Below are 22,625 nucleotides of genomic sequence, written 5' to 3'. Positions count from 1 at the left end.
ACAGCCCGAACGACTCGGATAGGGCGCAGCATTTCAAGACAGGAGTCTTGTCATGTCCAAGCATTTTTTCCGAACGGTTGCAGTGTTGTGCAGCGGCCTATGCGCGCCGTTGGCAATGGCGGATATCAATGGCGGTGGAACGACCTTGCCTCAGCCGCTTTACCAGACAGCCGGAGTGTTGACCGCTGGTTTCGCTCCCTACATCGGTGTGGGCAGCGGTGCGGGCAAGATCGCTTTTCTGAATAACGATTACAGCAAGTTCGTGGGTGGCATTACCACCAAGAACGTGCATTGGGTCGCCAGTGACTCAAAGCTCAGACCCGTCGAGTTGGACACTTATGCCTTCGCTCATGGCGCGGCCTGGGGTCCATTGATCCAGGTGCCTTCGGCTGCCACTTCAATCGCCATTCCGTTCAACAAGGCTGGCGCGGCAGGCATCGACTTGAGTGTCAACCAGTTGTGCGGTGTATTCTCCGGTCGTCTGATCGATTGGAGCCAGATCACCGGCTCTGGCCGTAAAGGTCCAATCACTGTGGTTTACCGTGCCGAGAGCAGCGGAACCACGGAGCTATTCACCCGCTTCCTGAACGCCAAGTGCGCGGAAACAGGCACCTTCTCCGTCACCACCAACTTTGCCTCCAGTTACAGCGGTGGGCCGCCGGCCGGTGCTCTATCGGCCGTTCATAGTGAAGGAGCCATGTATGCAGTGAGCGCGACTCAAGGTGCTATCACTTACATGAGCCCGGCGTATGCGGCATCGACCTTGGCTGGCCTGGATGACGCCACAAAAGTGGCCCGGGTTGCCGGTGTTTCTCCTGCGCCAGCGAATATTTCGGCAGCTATAGCCGCAATCGCTGTTCCTGCCACCGCTAATCGCTCGAATCCAAACGCCTGGGTGCCGGTATTCTCCGCGACTACCAGCCCAAATGACCCAAGCGTGGTGCCTTTCCCAATCACCGGCTACCCCATTCTTGGCTTCACCAACGTGATCTTTAGCCAGTGCTATGCCGACGTCGCCCAGAGCACACAGGTGCGTAACTTCTTTACCCGTCACTACAACGCTTTCCTTACCATCAATAACGACGCGGCTATCACCGCCAACCGTCTGGTGCCGTTACCAGCCGCCTGGAAAACCGCAATCCGCACCACTTTCCTGACAGCTGCCAACCCCTTAAGCATCGGTAACCCTAACGTATGCAATGGCATAGGTCGTCCGCTGTAAAACCATGCTGGGAGCAACTCAAAACATCGATCAGCAACGGCGCAAGTCGTTGCGGTCTTTGCCTGACATCCGTACCGACACAGCCACATGAAATTTTCATGACAAGCGTTCGGTCCCGCCCCTCTGTAACCGCCTATCCCCTATAACCAACGCTGGCAGCTTGATGGCACTGCGTTGCGCCCCTTAGAGCGAACCCGAAAGGATGAGTAGGATGCTGCGCTGCAAACCCCAGACGAACCTGAATGCTCCACGTCGCGATGACCAGTTGTCGATGTTGCGGCTCAAACCGCTGGCCCAGGCCATTGCCCTGCTGATGGTGGCCGGCAATGCCCACGCGGCCACGGCGTTCAGTTCGGCCTGGTTTGCCGCCAAGGGGGCGTCCCAGGCCGGTGGCGCGGGGCGGCCCACGACGGCGCAGCCAGGCATGCCGCCGCCCCTGGCGCAGCAGCAACGGGCCAATGCGCAGTTGCAGCGGTCGTTGACCAATCTCAACAACACCGTGGCCGCCATCGCGGCCCAGCAGGCGGCCCAGGCCGCGGGACGCCAAGCGGCGTTCGGGCAGGTGCAGACCGTGCCGGACGGCTTGGGCGAGGGAGGGCTCAAGGTCGACAACAGCCTGACCCAGGGTTGGCACAACGCCAAGGGACCGCAGCAGACCCAGGCCGGCGGCAAGACCACGGTGAAGATCGAGCAGACCGCCGACAAGGCGATTCTCAACTGGGAAACCTTCAACGTCGGGCGCAACACCACGGTGGATTTCCAGCAGCAGTCGGACTGGGCCGTGCTCAACCGGGTCAACGATCCCCAGGCGCGACCGAGCCAGATCCAGGGCCAGATCAAGGGCAACGGCACGGTGATGCTGGTCAACCGCAACGGCATCATTTTCAGCGGCAGCAGCCAGGTCAATGTGCGCAACCTGGCGGCGGTGGCGGCCAATGTCAGCGATGAGCAATTCAGCAAGCGTGGCTTGTACGTCGATGCCACCGGCAGCCAACCGACCTTCACCGACGCCGCCGGCAAGGTCGAAGTGCAGCAGGGCGCACTGATCGAAACCCATCGTGCCGCCACCTCCACGGCCGGGGGCGGCTATGCCTTGCTGCTGGGTAGCGAAGTGGAGAACGCCGGCTCCATCATCACCGCCAAGGGCCAGACCACCCTGGCGGCGGGTGACAGTTTTTATATCCGGCGCGGCCAGGGCACCAGCGGCAACCTGCGTTCTACTACCCGTGGCAACGAGGTCGCGACATCTCTCAAGCCCGGCAGCAGCGCCGGCACGGTGATCAACAACGGGCTGATCCAGGCCAGCACCGGCGACATCACCCTCACCGGGCACCGGGTCGAGCAGAACGGCGTGGTTGTCGCCACCAGCTCAGTAGACACCCGTGGCACCGTGCATCTACTCAATGCCTTCAACGACAGCACCGGCAGCGTGACCCTGGGGCGGGGCAGCGCCACGGCGGTGCTGCTCGATACCACGGGCGGCAGCGCCCTGGACAGCCAGCGCAATGCCGGACCGGCCGGCCTGGATGGCACACCGAACAACCTGATCACCGGCCAGTTCAACAACCTCAGCAGCGTGGTCGACCGCAGCGACCAGTCCCGGGTCGAGATCGTCAGTGGCGGCAGTGTCGACTTCCAGAACGGCTCCATCACCCTGGCCACTGGCGGACAGGTCGCGGTCAGCGCCGCCGGTCGCAGCCTGGTGCGCGATGGCGCGGTGATCGATGTGTCCGGCGCCATCGGCGTCAAGGTGGCGATGGAGTCCAACTCCATCAAGGTCAACGTCCAGGGCAACGAGCAGCGCGACGCACCGGTGAACCGCGACGGCGGCAAACTGACCAACAACGATGTCTGGGTCGACGTGCGTGACTTGATCTACGTGCCGGCGGGCACCAACGGCTACGCCACTGACCGTTGGTACACGGCGGGTGGGTTGCTGGAGGTCGGCGGTTACCTGGGCACTCGGGGCCACAGTGTCGGCGAATGGGCGGCACAAGGCGGTACGCTGACGTTCACTGGCAACGACGTGGTGACCCAGCAGGCAGCGCAGTTGAACCTGTCTGGCGGCACCTTGGATGTGCAGAGCGGCTACTTGCGCCAGTCCTGGCTCAAGGGCGCCGATGGGCGTTTGTATGAGTTGTCGAAGGCGCCGGGGGACATCCTCTACACCGGCATCTACAAAGGCTACGAAGACCACAGCCAACGCTGGGGCCAGACCGATTACTACTACAACCCGCTGATCGCCCCGCGCGAGCGCTTCGAGGCCGGCTACACCGTTGGCCGCGATGCAGGCAAGCTGGTGGTGTCGACCCGCAACGCGGTACTGGAAGGCCAGGTTGTTGGCGAGGTCTACCAGGGTGAACGCCAGACCCAGGCGCCGAACCTCAACCTCGACGGCTACCAGCAATCGCAAAACGCCTTGGCCCGACGGGCGCAGTTGTGGGTGGGCAGCTACACGCCGATCTATGGCAAGACCAGCGGCGTGATCAACAGTGGCTTGAACCCCACCTTCGATCAGGTCACCGTCGGCAAGGTCACCGAGAAGATTGCCGCAGGCCTGGACCTGACCTCGGCGGTCGGCAGCGACCGGCAAGGCAAGTTGGTGCTGGATAACGAACTGCTCAATGGCTTCCAGCTCGGCGCGGTCAAGGTGGCAGCGGCGCAAGGCATCAAAGTCGATGGCACGCTCAAGGTGGCCGATGGCGGGGATATCACGCTTTATGCGCCGCAGGTGGAAGTGAACGCCGACCTGACCGCCCGTGGTGGGCGTATTGCCTTGGGGGACGTACTTAAACAGGTCAGAGCCGATAACTTCCAGATGGGAGACGTCGTGCTTTCGCCTGTCACCGGTCAGCGTGCTGTGGTCACGTTGGGCGAGGGCGTGACGTTGAACACCGCTGGCCGGTGGAGCAACCTGCTACTCGACGGCAACGATCGCCAGGGCCTGCCGTTCCTCAATGGCGGCACTGTATCCGTGCGCAGCAGCGGCGACATCGATGTGCGCCAGGGCAGCCTGATCGACGTCAGCTCCGGTGCTGCGGTCATGGCCGATGGCAAGACCCGCGGTGGCAAGGGCGGTGACCTGACCCTGACCGCCAGTACCGGTACATTCTCCGGTAACGGCGCCTTGAACCTTGACGGTGAACTGCGCGGCACCGGCGTGAATGGCGGCGGGACCTTGACGCTGGCGGCCAGTAAAGTGCTGATCGGCAACAGCGGCTCGCCGCTTGAACCGGGTACCCTGCAACTGGGCGGTGATTTCTTCGACAAGGGTTTCTCCGCCTATGACATTACCGGTAACCAAGGCCTGACCGTGGCCGACGGAACCCAGGTCGATGTGACGATGCCGGTGTACCGTTTTGGCGAGCAGGCGTTGAGCACCGGCAGCGATGCAGAACCGGTCGAGGCTTTGCAGCGCTGGACGCCGGAGCTGTATCAGGAAGATGCGATCAAAGGCGTCCTGACCCAGCGTCGCGGCGCGAGCCTGAGCCTCACTGCCGGTTCCGCGAACGCCAGCGCCGCCGACATGGCCAGCACGGTGTTGAACCTGGGCAAGGGCAGCGTGATCAGCGTCGATCCGGGGCAGGGCATCGACGTGCGCAGCATCGGTCAATTGACTGCCAACGGTACCCTTAATGCGTGGGGTGGGCGGGTCAGCCTCACCGGGTTGAGCGTTATTGGTGCGGACGGCGAAGGGGCCAATGCCCAGGGCCACGGTCGTTCCATTTGGCTCGGCGAACAGGCGCTGATCGACGTCTCCAGTCGCGCCGTGACCGCCCAGGATATGCGCGGCCAGACGTACGGCCTGGTGCGCGACGGCGGGCAGATTGTCATCGGCGGCCAGATCGATGCCGCGAAGGGTTCGGCTTCCGCATCCGAACTGTTTGTCGTGGTGCGCGAGGGTGCGCGTCTGCAAGCGGATGGCAGCCAGGCCGTGCTGGATATCGCCGGCCAGGGCCGCACGGCGGTGGCGAGCAATGGCGGCAGTATTTCCCTGGCATCGGCCAATGGTTTGTACCTGGATGGCGAGTTCAGCGCTCGTTCGGGTGGGGCAGGGGCGGCGGGCGGCAAGTTGTCGGTGGCACTGGAAACACCTTACTACGTGAAAAATGCAGCCAGCGACCGAGTGATGAAAGTGCGTGAGCTGGTGCTGGGACAAACCGCGCCTGCGAGCTTGCTGGAAGGTAATGCCGAGACGGCGGCGGACTCGTTGGTCTACGGTTACGGGCGATTGGGCGTTGATCAGGTCCAGTCGGGTGGCTTCGACAGCCTGGCGCTGTTGAGCAACGGGCTGCTGAGCATCGAGGGTGACGTGTCGCTGTCCCTTGGCCAAAGCTTGAGCCTGTATGCCCGCAGTTTTGTAACGAGTGCAGACGCGCCAAATGCCCGGGCTCAACTCAATGCTCCCCATGTACTGCTGTCGGGCCCCGCGGCCAACCTTCTAAACAGGGACAACTATGTCCGGCCGGTGGTCGATGGCGGCGTATCGTTGCAAATGAACAAGGCCGTGTTTTCTGTCAACGCAGACCTGCTGGATGTGCAGGGTAACGTGACCTTCAGTAGCAAGGGGGCCGTGCGGCAGGCCGACGGCAGCACCGTCGAGTTGGAGCGCGCCGGTTTTGACCGGGTTCAGTTAAGCAGTCGGGGGGATGTGCGATTCCTGGCCGGGTTCTCGGGCGAAGGGTTGCCCGAAGGTTTCACCACTCAACTGGTGACGTCTGCGGACATGATCTTGCAGGCGGCCCAACTGTACCCAGCGACCGGTGTAGGCGCTCGTGTTTTGGCCGGGTATGGCTGGGGGCGCGATCCTGTTAGCAACATCCCCCTGTACGATCCGACGCGCAGCTTGGTGATCAGCCGTACCACCCAGGTCGTCCCCCAGGTACCTTATTCGGTGTTCGGTCGCTTGCAATTGGGCAGCGCGAAGATCGAACAAGGTGGGGTCGTACGTGCGCCGTTGGGGTTGCTTGAAGTCGGTACCAACAACAGCTTGGCGGGTGTGTCCGCCCGGGTGGACTTGCTGCCGGGCAGCTTGACGTCGGTCAGTGGCCAGGGTCTGGTCCTGCCTTATGGCGGCACGGTCGATGGCCAGAGTTATCAGTACGCTGGCAAGAAGGTTGTGTTGCTGGGGCAAGGCGCGGTGCCTTCCACCACTGGCGACCTTAACATCGGCGTGATTCTGGGCGGTAAGTCGGTGGCGGCCCAGGAAGGTTCGGTCCTTGACCTTTCGGGAGGCGGTGAACTGCTCGGCGCCGGTTTCATCTCTGGCCGTGGCGGTTCCACCGATGCGCGTTTCAACCCGTTGGTCCAGATTGGCGCCAACGGCGGCTTCACCCTGCCGGGACTGTCCACCAATCCGGTCTACGCCATCGTGCCAGGCAACCAGAGTGCTTATGCGCCCGTCGCCCCGGAAGGCGGTGCGGTGGATCCGCGGGTGGGCCAGCAGATCACCATCAGTGCCGGTGTTCCCGGGTTGGCGGCGGGTACCTATACCTTGATGCCTTCCACTTATGCTTTGCTGCCGGGGGCATTCCGAGTCGAGGTCAATGGCTTGGCGGGGCAAGGCTCCACAACGGGCGCGCAGCAGATGCGCAACGGCTCCTGGACCACCGCCGGGGTGCTGTCGGTCGCCAATACCGGGCAGCGTAACAGTTTGTCCAGCCAGGTCATCCTGACGTCGGGAGAGGTGCTGCGTCGTTACTCGCAATACAACGAAACCAGCTACGCACAATTCGCCATGGCCGACGCAGCACGCCTGGGCGTGCCTCGGGCGATGTTGCCGATAGACGCCAAGACCCTGAAGTTGAGTCTGTCCGCCGGGGCCGGAGACCAGGCGTTCTCCTTCAAGGGTATCGGTAAGTTCGCGCCCCAGAAAGGGGGCTACGGCGGTATCGTCGCAGTGGTTGGGAGCACCGGCAGCGCACTGGAGGTGGTTGCTGATGGACGAGGGGCCACGGCCGGTTTCGAGGGCGTGACCCTCAATGCCGAAAGCCTCAATGCGCTGAACGCTTCGCGTCAGGTGATCGGTGGGCTATTTTCGATTAGTTACGGCCAGAGCGGAAACTATGTCATCCCCCAGTTTGATATGTCGCGCAATGTGATTTTGCGGGAAGGGGCGACGCTGGCGGCGCCGGAGGTTTTCCTGCTTGCCAGTGGCGGTGAGGTGTTGGTGGAACAAGGCGCCGCCATCAATACCATTGGTCGTGGAGCAGCTGCTTACGATGCCCGTGATGGCTTTATTTATAGCTTGCTTAAAGACTTCAACATGCTGGCAGCCTCCAATGGCTTGCTCAATGTGTTGGCACCTCCGTCGGGTAGCAGCGGCTCTGTCAACATAGGCGGCTGTAGCCTGACGTCGTGCAGTGGCGTCACGCGGATTCACTCCGAAGGCAGCATTGTCGCCGCCACCGGCGGCGGTCTGCAGTTGAACGACCAAGTGCGCTACGGTACCCGCCACCTGACCCTGGCCCTGAGCAACATCAACGTCGGCACTGCCCAGGCACTCAGCGACGCGGCGACGCGTCAGGTCTTGCCGGCAGGTCTGACCCTGAGCCAGACCGTGCTCGATCGCCTGTTGCGCGGGGATATCCAATACGGTGCCCCGGCACTGGAAACCCTGGAACTGTCGGCCCGTGAGGCGCTGAATTTCTACGGCACCGTCAGTCTCGACACCTATGACCCGACAACAGGCAAGTCGCGCCTGAATAACCTGATGCTCAGCACTCCGGCCATTTATGGCGCTGGCAGTGCCAATGACGTGGCGACCATTCGCACCGCCAACCTGATCTGGAACGGCGCTGTCGGCGCGCCGGGGTCGGTGATTGCCGGTGGGGCCGGCACCGGCGCCGGTCGCCTGGACATCCAGGCCCAGCGGATCGAATTCGGCTATGGTGACTTTGCCCAGCCCAGCTCGGTCACCACCCTGAACCGCCTTGCCCTGGGATTCGCCAACGTCAACCTCAGCGCCAGCGAACGCCTGACGGCCAACCACAAAGGCAGCTTGGCGGTGTATCAAAGCCAGGGGGCCTATGACGCGAAAACAGGCTACGCCTACAACGGCGGCAACCTGAATATCCTCACCCCATTGCTGACTGGTGAAGCCGGCTCGGTCAACCGCATCACCGCGGGCGGCACGCTTAACGTGACGGGTGCGAGCGCTACGCCGAGCACCGTCTCCGGGCTTGGAGGCGAGTTGTCCCTCAAGGGTGCGAGCCTCAACCTGGCCAGTGCGGTGGTACTGCCCAGCGGCAAGCTGACCCTCAGCGCGACGGATGATCTGACCCTGGCCGATGAGGCGCTGATCGACGTGGCAGGCCGCACGGTCACCTTCAACGATGTGACACGCTACAGCGCCGGTGGCGAAGTGATCCTGCAAAGCCAGAACGGCAACATCCGCCAGGCGGATGGCTCAAGCATCGACCTTTCGGCCCGTAACAATCAGGCTGGCCGGCTCAGTGCCGTGGCCCTGGACGAGGCCGCCGGGATCGTTGATTTGCAGGGGCGGATTCTCGGCAGCAGCACGGGCGAATATGACGCCGGCGGCACCGCCATGCCGTACCTGGCCGGCGGTGTGGAGATCCAGGCCCAGCGCCTGGGCGGCAGCGGTAGCCTCAGTGAGCAGTTCGCGGCGTTGAACCAACGGCTGAACGACGGGCAGGTATTCGGTTCCCGTGGTTTTCAACTCAAGCAAGGCGACCTGGTGATCGGCAACGAACTCAAGGCCTCCACCCTCAGCGTGTCGCTGGACAATGGCAGCCTGCTGGTCAACGGCAAGGTCGACGCCAGCGGTGAGCGGGTCGGCAGTATTTATTTGGCCGCCCAAAATGCCCTGACTTTGGGCAGCGGCGCGGTGCTCGACGCCCATGGTCGACGCCTGCGGGTGGACAGCTACGGCAAGATCATCGAATCGCCGAACCGTGCCATTGTCGACTTGACCGCTCGGGAAGGCCTCCTGACCTTGGGTAACGGCGCCCGCATCGACCTGCGTCACGGTACCGAGGTCGCGCTAGGCGGTGCGCCCGGCATGAATGACGGTCGTGCTCGCGGCACGTTGCAGCTCAGTGCACCACGATTGGGTGGCGTGTCGGGTGGCGACGTGGCAGTCGATGCCAGTGGCGCCCTGGATATTCAAGGTGCCCGCTCGATCTCGCTGGTTGCCATGTGGCAATACAGCGACGCGCCGCTGATTGACGTGCCGGCGGCCAGCGGCAAGCCTTATCAGGTCATCAATCAAGCGTGGCTGGATGATGTGCATGACGACAACGCTGCTTTTATCACTAACGCCCTCGACAACGATGATCTGTTGCAGCGCAAACTCGTCGGGTTGAACAACAGCCGCTATCGCGACGTGTTGCATCTGCGCCCCGGTGTGGAGGTGGTGAGTGCGACGGCCGACGGTGACCTGGTGGTCCAGGGTGACCTGGACCTGTCGCGCTATCGTTATGAGAGCCTCAATCCGCATAGTGTCCTGAGCGGAGTCTACGGCTCTGGCGAATCCGGCAGCCTGACACTGCGGGCCGGGGGTGACCTGAACATCTACGGCAGCATCACCGACGGGTTCGCCCAGCCGCCCGGCACCAACGACGACAAGGGCTGGGTGCTGTTGCCGGGCATTGATTTCGCGGCGGGCGATATTGTCGTGCCCGGTACCGGTGTGACCCTGGCGGACGACACGGCGTTTCCGGCCGGCTCCGTGCTCAACTTCGACGTGCCGCTCAAGGGCGCCACCCTGGCGGCGGGAACACGTCTGCCTGTAGCCGCGACGCTGGATCAGCCCTTGGTGCTGCCGGCGGGCACTGTGCTGGCGGCGGCGGTACATGACGCCTCGGGTAACCTGTTGTTCGCGGCCGGCACGTTATTGGCTTCGACTCAAACCCTTGAAGCGGGCACAGTATTGGGGGCGGGCAGTTTGCTGGGTAGCAGTGCAACCATTGGCAGCCTGATCTGGCCCAAAGGTGTTGCCTTGCCAGGCATTGCGGACGCGAGCAATGGCTTGACCAATGTCCTGCGGCTCAACGGTACCCTGGCGTTGAGTGTGGGGTCGAAAATCCCGTCGGGTACCGACATCAAGTTGCCGGCCGGAGTGGAGTCGGTGCAGTTGCGCCCGGAAGTGGCGGGGAGCAACTGGGCCATCGCGCCGATGCTGGCCGAAGGTTCGCAGTCTTGGTCACTGCGACTGGTGGCCGGTGCCGATACGCGGGCGGCGGACAGTCGGGTCGTGCAGCCTGTGTTGGCGGGTGGTGATCTTCATTTGGCCGATAGTCACTACGGCATGTTTGGCAAGGCCGGGGCTGGGGGGTTGGTGTGGACCGAAGAAGGGGCGGAAAACTTCGGAGACCCGAGCCTGGCAGGCAAATTCATTGATTTTGAGAACGTTGCTTACCCGGGAATGTGTGAAGACAGCCCGTCATTTTGCAAGGCCAGTAGCGGTTTTGTCTGGACGGAGGAGGGGGCGGAAAACTTCCTGGGGGATCCGAGTTACGCGGGTCAGCCGATTGATTTTGAGAACGTTGCCTATCCGGGAATGTGTGATGAAACGCCATCGTTCTGCAAAGCTGTAGGGCAAACAGAATATAAGCCTGGCAGCCAACGTTGGAGTGTCATCCGTACCGGCGCGGCAGACCTTGAGCTGCTGTCGGCAGGTGATCTGAAAATGGATTCGCTGTACGGCGTTTATACCGCCGGTAGTTCAGCCAGCGAGACTTATGCCAACGACCCGTACAATCAGCCCAAGGCGCTGGGGGCGGCGGGTAAGGTGCTCAATGATGCGCTGGGTGAAAACGAGCAGTTTGTGGATGGCGGTACCAACAGTCTTTATCGTGCCTGGTACCCGGACTTCGGCGGCAACCTGACTTTGAATGTCGGCGGTAGTCTGACCGGCAATACAATGGATGTGCTGACTGGCAGCGGTAACACACGACCTAATCCCGGTGACTTGGGGTATGACACAGCCAGTGTCGGAAATTGGCTGTGGCGCCAAGGCAATGGTTCAGTCTCCACCGGTACCCAGGCACAACCCGCTGCCTGGTGGATCAATTTCGGGAGCTATACCGCAGCACAGAATGGCAAGGCTGACTTGATGGTCGGATTTACGGGGTTTGGTACCTTGGGCGGCGGTAACCTGAATGTTCAGGTCGCGGGCGATGCCGGGGTGCTTGAAAAAATGGCAGGGAGTCTCCTCGACCCGCGCAGCAACAGCCGCAGCCAAGGATTGGTGTTTGCCGTGGGCAGCACTGGTCGCGTGGGCACAGATGGCAGCCTGCAATTGACCGGCGGTGGTGATCTCAATCTGCGTGTAAGTGGCGCCTTGAACCCCAATAGCGTGTTCGCGACCGGGCACCTCAATGGCGCGGTCATCAATTTGCGAGGACACGCCCAAATCGATAGTGGCGCCATTGGTCGTATCGACCTGCTCTACGGCAACAGGGCCCCTGTGCAATCTCCTGGAGAAACGCGGGCCTACGACTCCTTCAAGTCCACACGAGGATCTGCAACCGGTGGACTGACCCTCATGCCAGGTGATGCTACCTTCGATCTGCGTACGTTGGGCGACCTGGTCGTGATGGACGTTGCCGACCCGGGCCGGGCGCCGATGATGAGCGTCTCACCCTTCAAAAGTGGTGCGACGAACGGATCGGGTACGAGTTGGTTTACTTTGTGGACCGCCAATACGGCGATTGATTTGTGGTCATCCGGAGGCAATCTGACCCCTTTGGTGTCAGAAATCGAGACGGACCTGGCGGTGGTTTATCCGTCGATCCTGCGAGCTGTAGCAGCCAGCGGCAGTCTTTATTATGGCGAGGCCATGCGTCTGGACAGGGGGAACTATGACGGCAGCAATCGCCCTGCGTTGTTGCTCGCACCCGGCATCAATAGTGAACTGCAGTTCCTCGCCGGCGATTCCATCTATGGCGGCGACCTGACGGTCAGTCGCTCCGGCGCCTCGTCTACAGCCATGGCCACACCGCTGCGACCAGCCTTTATGGGACGCGTCAATGGCAGCGTGGTGGTCAGCAATCTCTCCGCCGATGCTAATCGTGTTCCTCCAGACGCAAGTACGTTGCCCTTGTTTGCCTTTGACAGCAGCAGCGCCTCCAGCGAATGGGCCCTCAACTCCGATCCAGCTCGTTTCTACGCGATCAAGGGCGACTTGCTGGCCGTCAATAGCGGGCGGGCGATGACGTTTACCACCACGAGCGACAGCCGACTCGGACAGACTTATTACGAAGGCACAGGCTCTGTGCGAATGATGGCCGGACGAGACATCGTCAGCAGCGGTACACCGCTGAGTGGTGGTAAAGGAGGTCTTCCCGACGTAGGGGCCTACACCAGCGCCGGCAACCTCTTCATCCACAACAACCCCACCGACATCTCCATCGTGTCAGCCGGGCGCGACATCCTCTACAGCAACTTCAACGTCGCCGGCCCCGGCCTGCTGGAGATCACTGCCGGGCGCAATATCCTGATGGACGACAAAGTCAGCATCACCAGTATCGGCGCGGTGGTGCCAGGGGATTCGCGCTCGGGCGCGAGCCTGGTGCTGCAAGCCGGCGCGGGCCTCAACGGCGCGGATTACCAGCGCTTCGTCAAGGCTTACCTGGACCCGGCCAACCAGGCCTTGGCCGGTGTGCCCCTGGCGAACCAGGACGGCAAGGTCGCCAAGACCTACGAGGCCGAGTTGGTGGACTGGCTAGAGAAACGCTTCGGCTTCAGCGGTGACACCGAGCAGGCCCGCAGCTTCTTCGCGGCGTTGCCGGCCGAGCAGCAGCGGGTGTTTGCCCGCGATGTGTACTTTGCCGAACTCAAGGCCGCTGGCCGTGAGTACAACGAAGCCGGCGGTGTGCGCCAGGGCAGCTACTTGCGCGGGCGGGAGGCCATCGACTTGTTGTTCCCGAGCAAGGATGTGGCGGGTAACGCGATTACCTATAAAGGCGATATCACGATGTTCGGCGGAGCGGGTGTGCATACCGATTTCGGTGGCAGTATCCAGATGCTCACCCCGGGTGGCGGGCAAACCTTCGGCATCGAGGGCAACGCGCCGCCGTCCACCGCCGGGGTCATCACCCAGGGCGAGGGCGATATCCAGTTGTATGCGCATGACAGCATCCTGCTGGGGCAGAGCCGGATCATGACCACCTTCGGCGGTTCGATCCTCGGCTGGTCGGCCCAGGGCGACATCAACGCCGGCCGTGGTTCGAAGACCACCGTGGTGTACACGCCGCCCAAGCGCTTGTACGACACCTGGGGCAACGTGACCCTGTCGCCATCGGTGCCGAGTACCGGCGCGGGTATCGCCACCCTCAACCCGATTGCCGAAGTGGCACCGGGGGATATAGACCTGATCGCGCCGTTGGGCACCATCGACGCGGGCGAGGCGGGGATTCGGGTGTCGGGCAACGTCAACATTGCGGCGTTGACCGTGGTGAACGCGGCGAACATTCAGACCCAGGGCAAATCCACCGGCGTGCCGCTGGCGGCCTCGGTGAACACCGGGGCCATTACCTCGGCCAGTTCAGCGGCGTCTTCGGCGACGCAGGCGGCTGAAGACGTGGCCCGCCAGCAGCAGAACGCGGCGCGGCAGAACCAGGCGTCGGTGTTCACCGTGCAGGTGGTGAGTTTCGGCTCCGAGCAACTGGCCCCGTCCCGCGACGGCGCCAGCCGCGAGGCGCCTCGGGCCTACGACCCGGCCAGCCCGGTGCAGGTATTGGGCGCAGGACCTTTGGACGAGCAGAATCGCCAGCGGCTGACGGAGGAAGAGCGGGGGCGGTTGAGCTTGTAAGGGGATTGAGCTTGCAGCGAGGGTGGCTGTGCCGGCGTCATCGCGAGCAGGCTCGCTCCCACGGGGTACTTGAGGTGTTCATGAGTTTTGCATGCACCACAAGGTCCATTGTGGTAGCGGGCTTGCTCGCGAAGACGTTGGCACAGCCAACCTATATGCCAGCAGGTCCATTGCCTTCGCGAGCAAGCCCGCTCCCACAGGGTCATTGGGTGACCTCAGGTTTTGGGTCCGATACAGGCCCATTGTGGGAGCGAGCCTGCTCGCGATAGCGGTGGGAAGGTGAGTTACAGCCACCGTGGCGTGGTGAAGAACAAGGCCATTTCCGAGCGGGCCAGTGCCGCGCCGAAGTAGGGGCCCTGGACATGGTCGCAGGCTACGTTGCGCAGTTGGCTGAATTGTCGGGCGTTTTCGATGCCTTCGGCGGTGACCATGAGCCCTACGCTGCGGCTCAACCGGATCATCGCCAGGACGCCTTCCTTGTCGTCCTCCAGGCCCAGCTGCGAGAGGATGTTGCGATCGAAACGGATGCCATCGAACGGCTGGTCCAGTACCTCGCGAAGGGAGGCGATGCTGGTGCCGAATTTGTCGATGTTGATCCGCACGCCGAGGTCCTTGAGCGCATGGAGGGTGCTGGCGACGGTCTTGTGGTCGGCGAGCAGGACCCCTTCGGCCACTTCCAGGGTCAGCCGGTGAGGCTCCAGGCCACTCGCTTCGAGGGCCTCTTGCACCTGGTTGAGCAGGAAGCTGCTGTTGAACCAGCGGGGTGAAACCGCGATGGAGACATTGACGGCGCTCGGCCAGGTGGCGGCCTCTTCACAGACGTTGATCAACATCCAGGTGCCCAGTTCTTCGAGCTGGCCCGAGGTTTCGGCCACCGGTATGAAGTCGGCCCCACCCAGTTCACCTTTCTCGGGATGGTGCCAGAACGTCTGGGCTTCGAAGCCATGCAACTGCTCGGCGCTCACATCGAAGCGAGGCAGGTAACGCAGTTCCAGCTGGTCCCGTTGCATCGCATCGCGCAGTTGCTGTTCGTACCGCCGGCGGTCGCGGGCCAGGTTGCCCATCGCTTCAACATACACGCGCCAGGTATTGCGGCCGGCTGCCTTGGCCGCATACAAGGCGATATCGGCGCGGCGCAACAGTTCATCGGCACGTTCGTCACCGGGCTGTGACCAGGCGACACCGATGCTCACTCCCAGGTACAGCGTATTGCCGTCCAGGTGCATGGGCCGTTGCATGCAATCGATCAGTCGTTCACAGAGTTGATCGAGAGCGTCGGCATCGCCCGGATCGGGCATGATAATGACAAATTCATCACCGCCCAGGCGCGCTACCAGATCAGTGCCGCGCACGTTTTGCTGGAGGATATGCGCCACTTCCTTGAGCACTTTATCGCCCACGGCATGACCCAGGGAGTCGTTGACCGGCTTGAATCGGTCCATGTCCAGGTTCAGCAGCGCCAGGGGCGGGTGATCCGGGTGGCCCAGGTGTTCGCGCAGGCAATCGAACAGACGGTTTCGGTTCGCCAGCCCGGTCAGTGGATCATGCAGGGAAAGATGCTTGATCTGGGCCAGCGCCCGCAACTCATCGGTGATGTCGGTGGCGGTGCCGCGAAAGCCCAGGGTGCCGGCTTCGATGGCCCGTACCGAGAGTTTGCAGGTGCGGACGCGCTGGTTGCGCGCGGTGTACTCGCACAGCAGCGGCGCCGAAGAGAGGCTGTTGGCACCGCCGAGCAGCCATTGGGCAATCGAGATCGAGCCGCCATGGGGGTGGAGCAGCCGGTGCAGCGGTTTGCCCAGCCATTCCGTGGGGCTGAACCCGGTCACTTGTTCAAAACGTTCCGACAGGTAAGTCAGCGTTCCGGTCGAATCGACTTCCCACAACCAGTCAGAGGACACTTCGGCAATGTCGCGGAAACGCTCTTCACTGCGTTCCAATGCCTTGCGGTGGGCCAGCAGGCTGGCGTACTGGCGCTCCTGGGCGCGGAGCATGGCCAGGGCATGGCGTAGAACGGCCAGCGCCAGAATCCCCAGCACCAGTAACGCCAGGGCCAGCAAGGGCAAGAGGATCTTGCGCAAGTCCTGGCCCGGGGTTTGCGGTCGCCAGGCCAGGGCTTCCAGGGTCAGGTTGTCGAGCAGCAGTTGGGCGGTATCGGCCGGGCCCGGGGTCCTGGCGATATGGGCATCGGGCAGGGCGAAGTCCCGCGCCAGGTTTTGCAGGGAGGCGGGATCAAGCACTTTGACGAAGAGCATCAGGCTGGGCGGGCCGGGAATTTGCGCCACGCTGTTGTCCGTGCCGGTGGTGATGGCGGACACGGCGACGAACGCCGGGGCGTCCTGGTGGTGCAGCATCTCGACGACCACTTCGTCGTGATTTTCCGCAGTGCTGGCTTTGTTCCACAGGGCGCGCAGGTCGCCGGTCAGCCAGGTGTCGGCATCGACATCGCTCATCTGGCCATCGATCACCGAATAGACGGTCTTGCCAGTCGGAGAAATGACAAACACCGCCTGGTAACCGTAGAGCGAATACACGCTGCTACCGACGTTTTCCTGGTCATAGGCCCATTCCTTGTCGACCTCGACATGCAGGTGCCGGTAGGCGTCGCTCCACTTGGAATAGTCGCTCAGGTCCCGACCGATGCCGGTGCGGATCCCGTCGATGGCCCGCTGGGCGAAAAACAGGCTCTGTTCACGGGCGCGCCGGTCCTGGGCGCCGGTGATGTTGAGCAGTACGGCAATCGCCAAGGCGGACATGACAAACAGCAGAAGCATGATGGCCGGAAAAGTGCGACGGGTGAAGCTTCGGGTTGGCGAGCCCGGGGAAAGGACAGTCGAGTCATTGCCAGTATTTTCAATCATAAAGATAAGTCATCAGCCAAAAAGCGATTTCACCCGCACCTGTCTTATATCGGCGGGTAGGCTGAATTACTTAGTCGTGTTAACGAAGGGGCCGACAGGCTGTGTTGTCTTCGTCATGTGCGGGCCTTGAAGCGTGAGGCCCACTCGAGGGCGAGATCCCGTTGACGCAGGTAATTGACCCCGGCGGCGGCCAGTAGGGCGATGAATGCGGCAAGCGCGGCCAAGGCCATGTCCTTTTGCGAGTCCCACGGGTCTTGTTGGGCGCCGACAAAGGCCTTGGCGGTGTCGCCGCCGATATAGGCACCGCCCAACCACTCGATGATCTCGTAAATGGCCGACGACGCGAGGATCAGGCTCCAGGCCAGGAAATAGCCCCTGAATCCCGTTGCTGGCGCAACCCGCAGCAAAACCTCGCGCAGCGGATAGGCCAGCAGCAGGCCGTAGCTGAAATGCACCAGCCGATCGAATTGGTTGCGCTGGAAGCCCATGAGTTGGTCCAGCGACTGGCCCCCGGTCAGGGCCTGCCACCATTGGTTGTAAGGCACCTTGGCATAGGTGTAGTGGGCGCCGACTTCATGGATGCAGAGGAACACGAACAGCAGTGTGGCGGACAGCCGGGAAAAGCTGAATCGCCGATGAACGCTCACCAGGACGATCAATAACGCAATGACCAGCAGGTTCTCCGCCAGCCAGTCGCTGCGTTTCAGCGGCGCGATGGCCAGCCATCCCCACGGCACGCAGAACACCAGCAGCAGGGACCGTTCATAGCGACGATGCAGCTCAACGGTTGGCATCGCGTCACGCCTCACTTTTTCTCCGTGGGATGGTCCGGCAGCAGGCTGCTCAATACCTGCTTGGCGGTCTCGACCACGATGCCTCGCTCGTTCGGGTCGCCCTGGAGCAGGGTCGAGGCAAACTTCTTCGCCTGTTCCAGCTTGATGTGCGGCGGCAGCGGTGGCACGTCGGGGTCGGTGCGAAACTCGATCAGCACCGGACGGTCCGCCGCCAGCGCGGTTTCCCAGGCGGTGGCCACGTCGTCCTCATGCAGCACCAGGATGCCCTTCAAGCCAATGGATTCGGCGAACAGGTGGTAGGGCACGTCGGGGATGTCCTGGGAGGCGGCGAATTTCGGATCGCCCTCCATGACCCGCTGTTCCCAGGTGACCTGGTTCAAATCCCGATTGTTGAACACCGCGCAGATCCAAGTGCCGTTGGCCCAGGTGCGCCAGTATTTGGCGACGGTGATCAGCTCGGCCATGTTGTTCATCTGCATGGCGCCATCGCCCACCAAGGCGATCACCGGTCGCTCTGGATGACAGAACTTCGCCGCGATGGCATAGGGCACGGCCGCCCCCATCGACGCCAGGCCACCGGACAGTGAACACATCATGCCGCGACGAATCTTCAGGTCGCGGGCGAACCAGTTGGCGCAGGAGCCGGAATCGCAGGTGATGATGGCGTGTTCCGGCAGCCGTGGCGACAGTTCGAAGGTGACCCGTTGCGGGTTGATCGGCTTGGCGGATACTCGGGCGCGTTTTTCCAGGGTCCGGTCCCAGCGTTCCCGCCAATGTTCGATTTTCTTGCGCCAGCTGCGGTCGGTTTTTTCCTCGATCAACGGCAGCAGGGCGCGCAAGGTATCGACGCTGTCGCCGTGCAGGTTGACCTCCATGGGATAGCGCAGGCTGAGCATGTCCGCCTGAATGTCGATCTGCACGCCCCGGGCCTGGCCTTCAGGGGGCAGGAATTCGGCGTAGGGGAAGCCGGAGCCGATCATCAGCAGCGTGTCGCAGCCGGCCATCAGGTTGTCGCTGGGCTCGGTGCCGAGCAGGCCGATGGTGCCGGTGACCCAGGGCAGGTCATCCGGTAGGGCGGCCTTGCCCAGCAGCGCCTTGGCCACGCCGGCGCCAAGCTTTTCGGCGATGGCGATCACTTCGTCGGTGGCATGCAGCGCTCCGGCACCGACCAGGATGGCGACTTTCTTGCCGGCATTGAGGACCTCGGCGGCTTTGCGCAGGTCCTCTTCGTAGGGGACGATGCTGGGTTTGCGATAGCCGACGCCGGAGTGAACCGTCCCATGCTTGTGAGGTGGCGGGGTGTATGCCATGTCCTGGAGGTCGTTCGGCAGGATCAGTGCCGTGACCCGGCGCTCGCCCACCGCCGTGCGTACGGCGCGGTCCACCAAGTGACGCACCTGGGCGGGCACGCTGGCTTGCTGTACGAACGCCCCGGCCACGTCCTTGAACAGGCTGACCAGGTCCAGTTCCTGCTGGTAATGCCCGCCCAGCGCGGTGCGGGCCTGCTGGCCGCAGATGGCGAGCACGGGCATGTGGTCCATCCGCGCGTCGTAGAGGCCGGTCACCAAGTGGGACGCGCCGGGACCGGAGGTGGCGATGCAGACCCCCAGCTCGCCGGTGAACTTGGCGTGGGCACAGGCCATGAACGCGGCCATTTCCTCGTGGCGAGCCTGAATGAAGCGGATTTTTCCCTGGGCGCGGTTCAAGGCGCCAAAGACGCCGTTGATGCCATCGCCCGGATAGCCATAGATACGGCGAACCCCCCATTCATAAAGACGTTCCACCAGAAAATCACCGACGGTCATGCTCATGTCTGTCCCTCGTTTCGGGCCTCAGTCGCTTGGCGCGACCTGCAGCGGTTGACGTTCATACAGGACTTGACCGGTGCAGGCCTGCCAAGGTTTCGATTTTTTCAACGTCAAGGACCTGAGGCCGGGCAGGCGTGTATCGCAGTGTGTACCGCGCGGGCCCGGATACATCGGCTTGAGGAAGACCCGGAGCGGCGACACAGGCCGGATACACATCGGCGATTAACTACGCCAGCCAGCCGGCACCGAGCCTCGGTGCGGGTGACTGGCGTATTGATCGTTCGAGGACTACCCCATGCTCAACTTCTCCCGAAATTCGTCCCTTGCACTCGGCCTGGCCCTGGTCGGCGGCCTTGGTCTTTCCACGGCGGCTTCGGCCTTGACCATGAACGACCTGGCCCAGGGCTACACCCTGGCGGCAGCCGATACCGTGAAGAAACCCGCCGAAGGCAAGTGTGGCGAGGATAAGTTCGCCAAGACCGATACCAGCCACGATGGCAAGGTCTCGCGCGACGAGTTCATCGCCGCGGCACCGGAGCGCGCCGCTGAATTCGACAAGATCGACGCCAACCACGACGGCGGTATCTCGTTGCCGGAAGCCAAGCAATACCTGTCGGCCCAGGCGAAGACTGCGGAAGGCAAATGCGGCGAAGGCAAGTGTGGGGCGGCTATCGAGTCCTGATTCGCCCGGTGGTGAGCCTGATGAGCTGATGCCAGCCCACTGATGCGGCATCGGACAAAGGACCCGTGGCGAGGGAGCTTGCTCCCGCTGGACTGCGCAGCAGGCCCAAAAAACCGGGGCCGCCGCGCGACCCAGCGGGAGCAAGCTCCCTCGCCACGGGTGTTCGGTTTCCATCGAGTGGTGGGGGATCGCTCCATGAGGCTCTCCACATCTCGTTTCCCAGGAGATGTGTCATGTTGAATTTACCTCAACCCTCTGCAGGCCTTGGCCTGCGCCGGGCCTTGCTCGCTGAACTGCGCCAGGCGCCGGCCGGGGATTTCGACTTTCTCGAAGTCGCCCCGGAAAACTGGATCGGAATCGGCGGCGCCCATGGCGCCGCCTTGCATTCGCTGGCCGAACGTTATCCGTTGACGTGCCATGGCCTGTCATTGTCCCTGGGTGGACCGGCACCGCTGGACTTGGCGTTTCTCGGCCAGGTGCGTGCTTTCCTCGAACGTTTCAACGTGCCGTTGTACAGCGAGCACTTGAGCTACTGCGGCGATGAAGGGCATTTGTACGACCTGCTGCCGCTGCCTTTTACCGAGGAAGCGGTGCATCACGTGGCGGCGCGGATCCGTCACGCCCAGGATGTACTGGAGCGGCGCCTGGCGGTGGAAAACGTCTCCTATTACGCCGCCCCCCAACACGACATGAGCGAGCTGGAATTCACCCGGGCGGTGTTGCGCGAAGCCGATTGCGACCTGTTGCTGGACGTCAACAACGTCTATGTCAACTCGATCAATCACGGTTTCGATCCCCAGGCGTTCCTGCAGGGCCTTGAACCGGGGCGCGTGGTGGCGATGCATGTGGCCGGGCACTACGACGAGTCCGACACATTGAAGATCGACAGCCATGGCGCGCCGGTCAAACCGGTGGTCTGGGCACTGCTGGAGCAGGCCTATGCCCGTTTCGGCGCGCAGCCGACCTTGCTTGAACGGGATTTCAACTTCCCGCCCTATGCCGCGCTGGTGGCTGAGTTGCAGACGATTCGCCAGTTGCAACACCAGGCCGTCACCCGGCAAGCGGTGACCCATGACTGAAGTCCGGCAGACGCTACACCAACAGCAACAGGCGTTGACCCGTTACCTGCGCGATCCTGAACAGTGCCCGGCTCCGGCCGGCATGGATGTGGCGCGGGCGCAGGTGTACCGCGACCTGATCTTCGAAAACATGCGCTCGCTGCTCAGTGGCACTTTCCCGGTACTGGTGAGCGTGCTGGGGCAGGACAAGTGGCGTGCCTGCGTGCGGCGTTTCTTGCGCGAGCACCGCTGCGTCACGCCCAGGTTCGGTGAAATCGCCCAGGAGTTCGTGGGCTACCTCGCGGCCCACCCGTCGCCGGACTGGCCGTCATTCGTGGCGGAGCTGGCGCACTATGAGTGGGTCGAGATGGTGCTGTTGCAAGCCGAGGCCGAGCCGCTGTCGAGCCATGACGAGGCCTCCTTGCTCGACTCACCGCTGCGTGTCTCGCCCCTGGCCTGGCCGCTGGCGTACCAGTGGCCTGTGCATCGCCTGGCGCCGAACTACCAGCCCTCGACGCCACCGGCCGAGCCGACGCTGTTGCTGGTGCGGCGCACGCCTGGGTTTGAGGTGCGCTTTTCCGAACTCAGCCTGTTGGCCTGGCGGCTTCTGCAGCGCATCGAGGAGTATCCCGGGTTGGCGGGGCGAGAGCAGTTGCGGGCGTTGGCGCAGGAGGCGGGGGTGGATTCGCTCTCGTTCATGGACAGCGCCGTGGCACTGTTGCGGCGGATGCAGGCGGAAGGGGTTGTTGGTGTGCAGCAGTAGTCTGCCCATTGAAATGCTAGCCCTTGTGAGGGGCTGCTGTGGGAGCAAAGCTTGCTCGCGATGGGTCGCCCTCGGCCTGACTGACTGACCGAGTCGTCTGTATCGCGGGCAAGCCTTGCTCCCACAGCAAGCTCGCTCCCACAGGGATTTTGTCAGGCCTTGTTTGGGTGATGCAGGCCAGTCCTCAGCACAGCATCCACACTCAACTTCCCCGCCCCCTGCAACACCAACGGCAACAACGCCACCAGGTAGATCAACGGCAGCTTGAAGTTGCCATGGCCTTTATTGGTGATCGCATAGCCCTGGGCCAGTTCGCTCAAGCTCGACCAGTCCGCCGGCCAATGCACGGCAGCAGTCGCCACCACGGTGACGATGATCAACACCAGCGCCGACAGGCGCGTGCCCAGGCCGATCAACAGGGCGATGGCACAGACCAGTTCGGCCCACATCGACAGTTCCCAGTTCCAATGGGCCGGTACATGGTTGAAGGGGAAAGGGAAGGCGGACTGGATTTCGGCGAACCAGTTCGTGCCGTTCCATTTCTCCAGGCCGGACTCGAAGAACTCCCAGGCCAGGAACAAGCGCAGGCCCAACGGCGCGAGCCATGCTCCAGCGTGATCGAGCTGGATGGGCAGGGTTTTCAGGCTTCTTGCAGACATGAT

The 22,625-nt window shown here is 62.8% G+C and carries 9 protein-coding genes; 5 read left to right on the top strand and 4 right to left on the bottom strand.

What is annotated here, in order from left to right; genetic code table 11:
- Window positions 1–52: 52 nt before the first annotated feature.
- Together DTP52_RS27610 and DTP52_RS27605 are read left to right on the top strand one after the other, a co-directional pair.
- Window positions 53–1,222 carry a substrate-binding domain-containing protein gene (locus DTP52_RS27610; RefSeq protein ID WP_109756205.1) on the top strand — a complete coding sequence of 390 codons (1,170 nt, stop codon included), beginning with the start codon at window positions 53–55 and terminating at the stop codon, window positions 1,220–1,222.
- A gap of 211 nt (window positions 1,223–1,433) precedes the next feature.
- A complete protein-coding gene (locus DTP52_RS27605) occupies window positions 1,434–14,000 on the top strand; it encodes a filamentous hemagglutinin family protein (protein WP_109756204.1) in 12,567 nt (4,188 codons plus the stop codon).
- Between the two features lie 284 nt (window positions 14,001–14,284).
- Here the strand turns inward: DTP52_RS27605 and DTP52_RS27595 are convergent, their stop codons facing one another.
- From DTP52_RS27595 to DTP52_RS27585, 3 genes are all read right to left on the bottom strand, one after another.
- Entirely contained in the window at window positions 14,285–16,858 is a 2,574-nt protein-coding gene (locus DTP52_RS27595; RefSeq protein WP_109756202.1) for an EAL domain-containing protein, read from the bottom strand.
- A gap of 113 nt (window positions 16,859–16,971) precedes the next feature.
- The gene (locus DTP52_RS27590; protein ID WP_109756201.1) at window positions 16,972–17,652 is read right to left on the bottom strand and encodes a DUF2238 domain-containing protein; all 681 of its coding nucleotides are present in this window, start codon (window positions 17,650–17,652) and stop codon (window positions 16,972–16,974) included.
- A gap of 11 nt (window positions 17,653–17,663) precedes the next feature.
- Entirely contained in the window at window positions 17,664–19,463 is a 1,800-nt protein-coding gene (locus DTP52_RS27585; RefSeq protein ID WP_109756200.1) for a thiamine pyrophosphate-requiring protein, read from the bottom strand.
- A gap of 292 nt (window positions 19,464–19,755) precedes the next feature.
- Here DTP52_RS27585 and DTP52_RS27580 point away from each other — a divergent pair, with 292 nt between their 5' ends.
- From DTP52_RS27580 to DTP52_RS27565, 3 genes are all read left to right on the top strand, one after another.
- Window positions 19,756–20,142 (top strand): EF-hand domain-containing protein, encoded by a 387-nt coding sequence (locus DTP52_RS27580; protein WP_109756199.1) that lies wholly within the window; start codon window positions 19,756–19,758, stop codon window positions 20,140–20,142.
- 233 nt (window positions 20,143–20,375) lie between these two features.
- On the top strand, window positions 20,376–21,221 hold the full coding sequence (locus DTP52_RS27570) for a DUF692 domain-containing protein (RefSeq protein WP_109756198.1): 846 nt from the start codon (window positions 20,376–20,378) through the stop codon (window positions 21,219–21,221).
- A complete protein-coding gene (locus DTP52_RS27565; RefSeq protein WP_109756197.1) occupies window positions 21,214–21,963 on the top strand; it encodes a DUF2063 domain-containing protein in 750 nt (249 codons plus the stop codon). The genes DTP52_RS27570 and DTP52_RS27565 overlap by 8 nt, the downstream gene beginning before the upstream one ends.
- 152 nt (window positions 21,964–22,115) lie before the next feature.
- Here DTP52_RS27565 and DTP52_RS27560 read toward each other — a convergent pair whose 3' ends face one another.
- On the bottom strand, window positions 22,116–22,622 hold the full coding sequence (locus tag DTP52_RS27560) for a DoxX family protein (RefSeq protein WP_109756196.1): 507 nt from the start codon (window positions 22,620–22,622) through the stop codon (window positions 22,116–22,118).
- Between the last annotated feature and the right edge of the window lie 3 nt (window positions 22,623–22,625).

The organism is Pseudomonas sp. 43mfcvi1.1, assembly GCF_900115935.1.
Classification (GTDB): Bacteria; Pseudomonadota; Gammaproteobacteria; order Pseudomonadales; family Pseudomonadaceae; genus Aquipseudomonas; species Aquipseudomonas bijieensis.
Note: the sequence above shows the minus strand (reverse complement) of the source record. Positions and strands in the feature narration are given on the sequence as shown.

What these genes read in the sequence shown, in the direction of transcription:
- DTP52_RS27610 (WP_109756205.1), top strand. Translation starts at nt 53, where the DNA reads ATGTCCAAGCATTTTTTCCGAACGGTTGCAGTGTTGTGCAGCGGCCTA.
- DTP52_RS27605 (WP_109756204.1), top strand. Translation starts at nt 1,434, where the DNA reads ATGCTGCGCTGCAAACCCCAGACGAACCTGAATGCTCCACGTCGCGAT.
- DTP52_RS27595 (WP_109756202.1), bottom strand. Translation starts at nt 16,858, where the DNA reads ATGATTGAAAATACTGGCAATGACTCGACTGTCCTTTCCCCGGGCTCG.
- DTP52_RS27590 (WP_109756201.1), bottom strand. Translation starts at nt 17,652, where the DNA reads ATGCCAACCGTTGAGCTGCATCGTCGCTATGAACGGTCCCTGCTGCTG.
- DTP52_RS27585 (WP_109756200.1), bottom strand. Translation starts at nt 19,463, where the DNA reads ATGAGCATGACCGTCGGTGATTTTCTGGTGGAACGTCTTTATGAATGG.
- DTP52_RS27580 (WP_109756199.1), top strand. Translation starts at nt 19,756, where the DNA reads ATGCTCAACTTCTCCCGAAATTCGTCCCTTGCACTCGGCCTGGCCCTG.
- DTP52_RS27570 (WP_109756198.1), top strand. Translation starts at nt 20,376, where the DNA reads ATGTTGAATTTACCTCAACCCTCTGCAGGCCTTGGCCTGCGCCGGGCC.
- DTP52_RS27565 (WP_109756197.1), top strand. Translation starts at nt 21,214, where the DNA reads ATGACTGAAGTCCGGCAGACGCTACACCAACAGCAACAGGCGTTGACC.
- DTP52_RS27560 (WP_109756196.1), bottom strand. Translation starts at nt 22,622, where the DNA reads ATGTCTGCAAGAAGCCTGAAAACCCTGCCCATCCAGCTCGATCACGCT.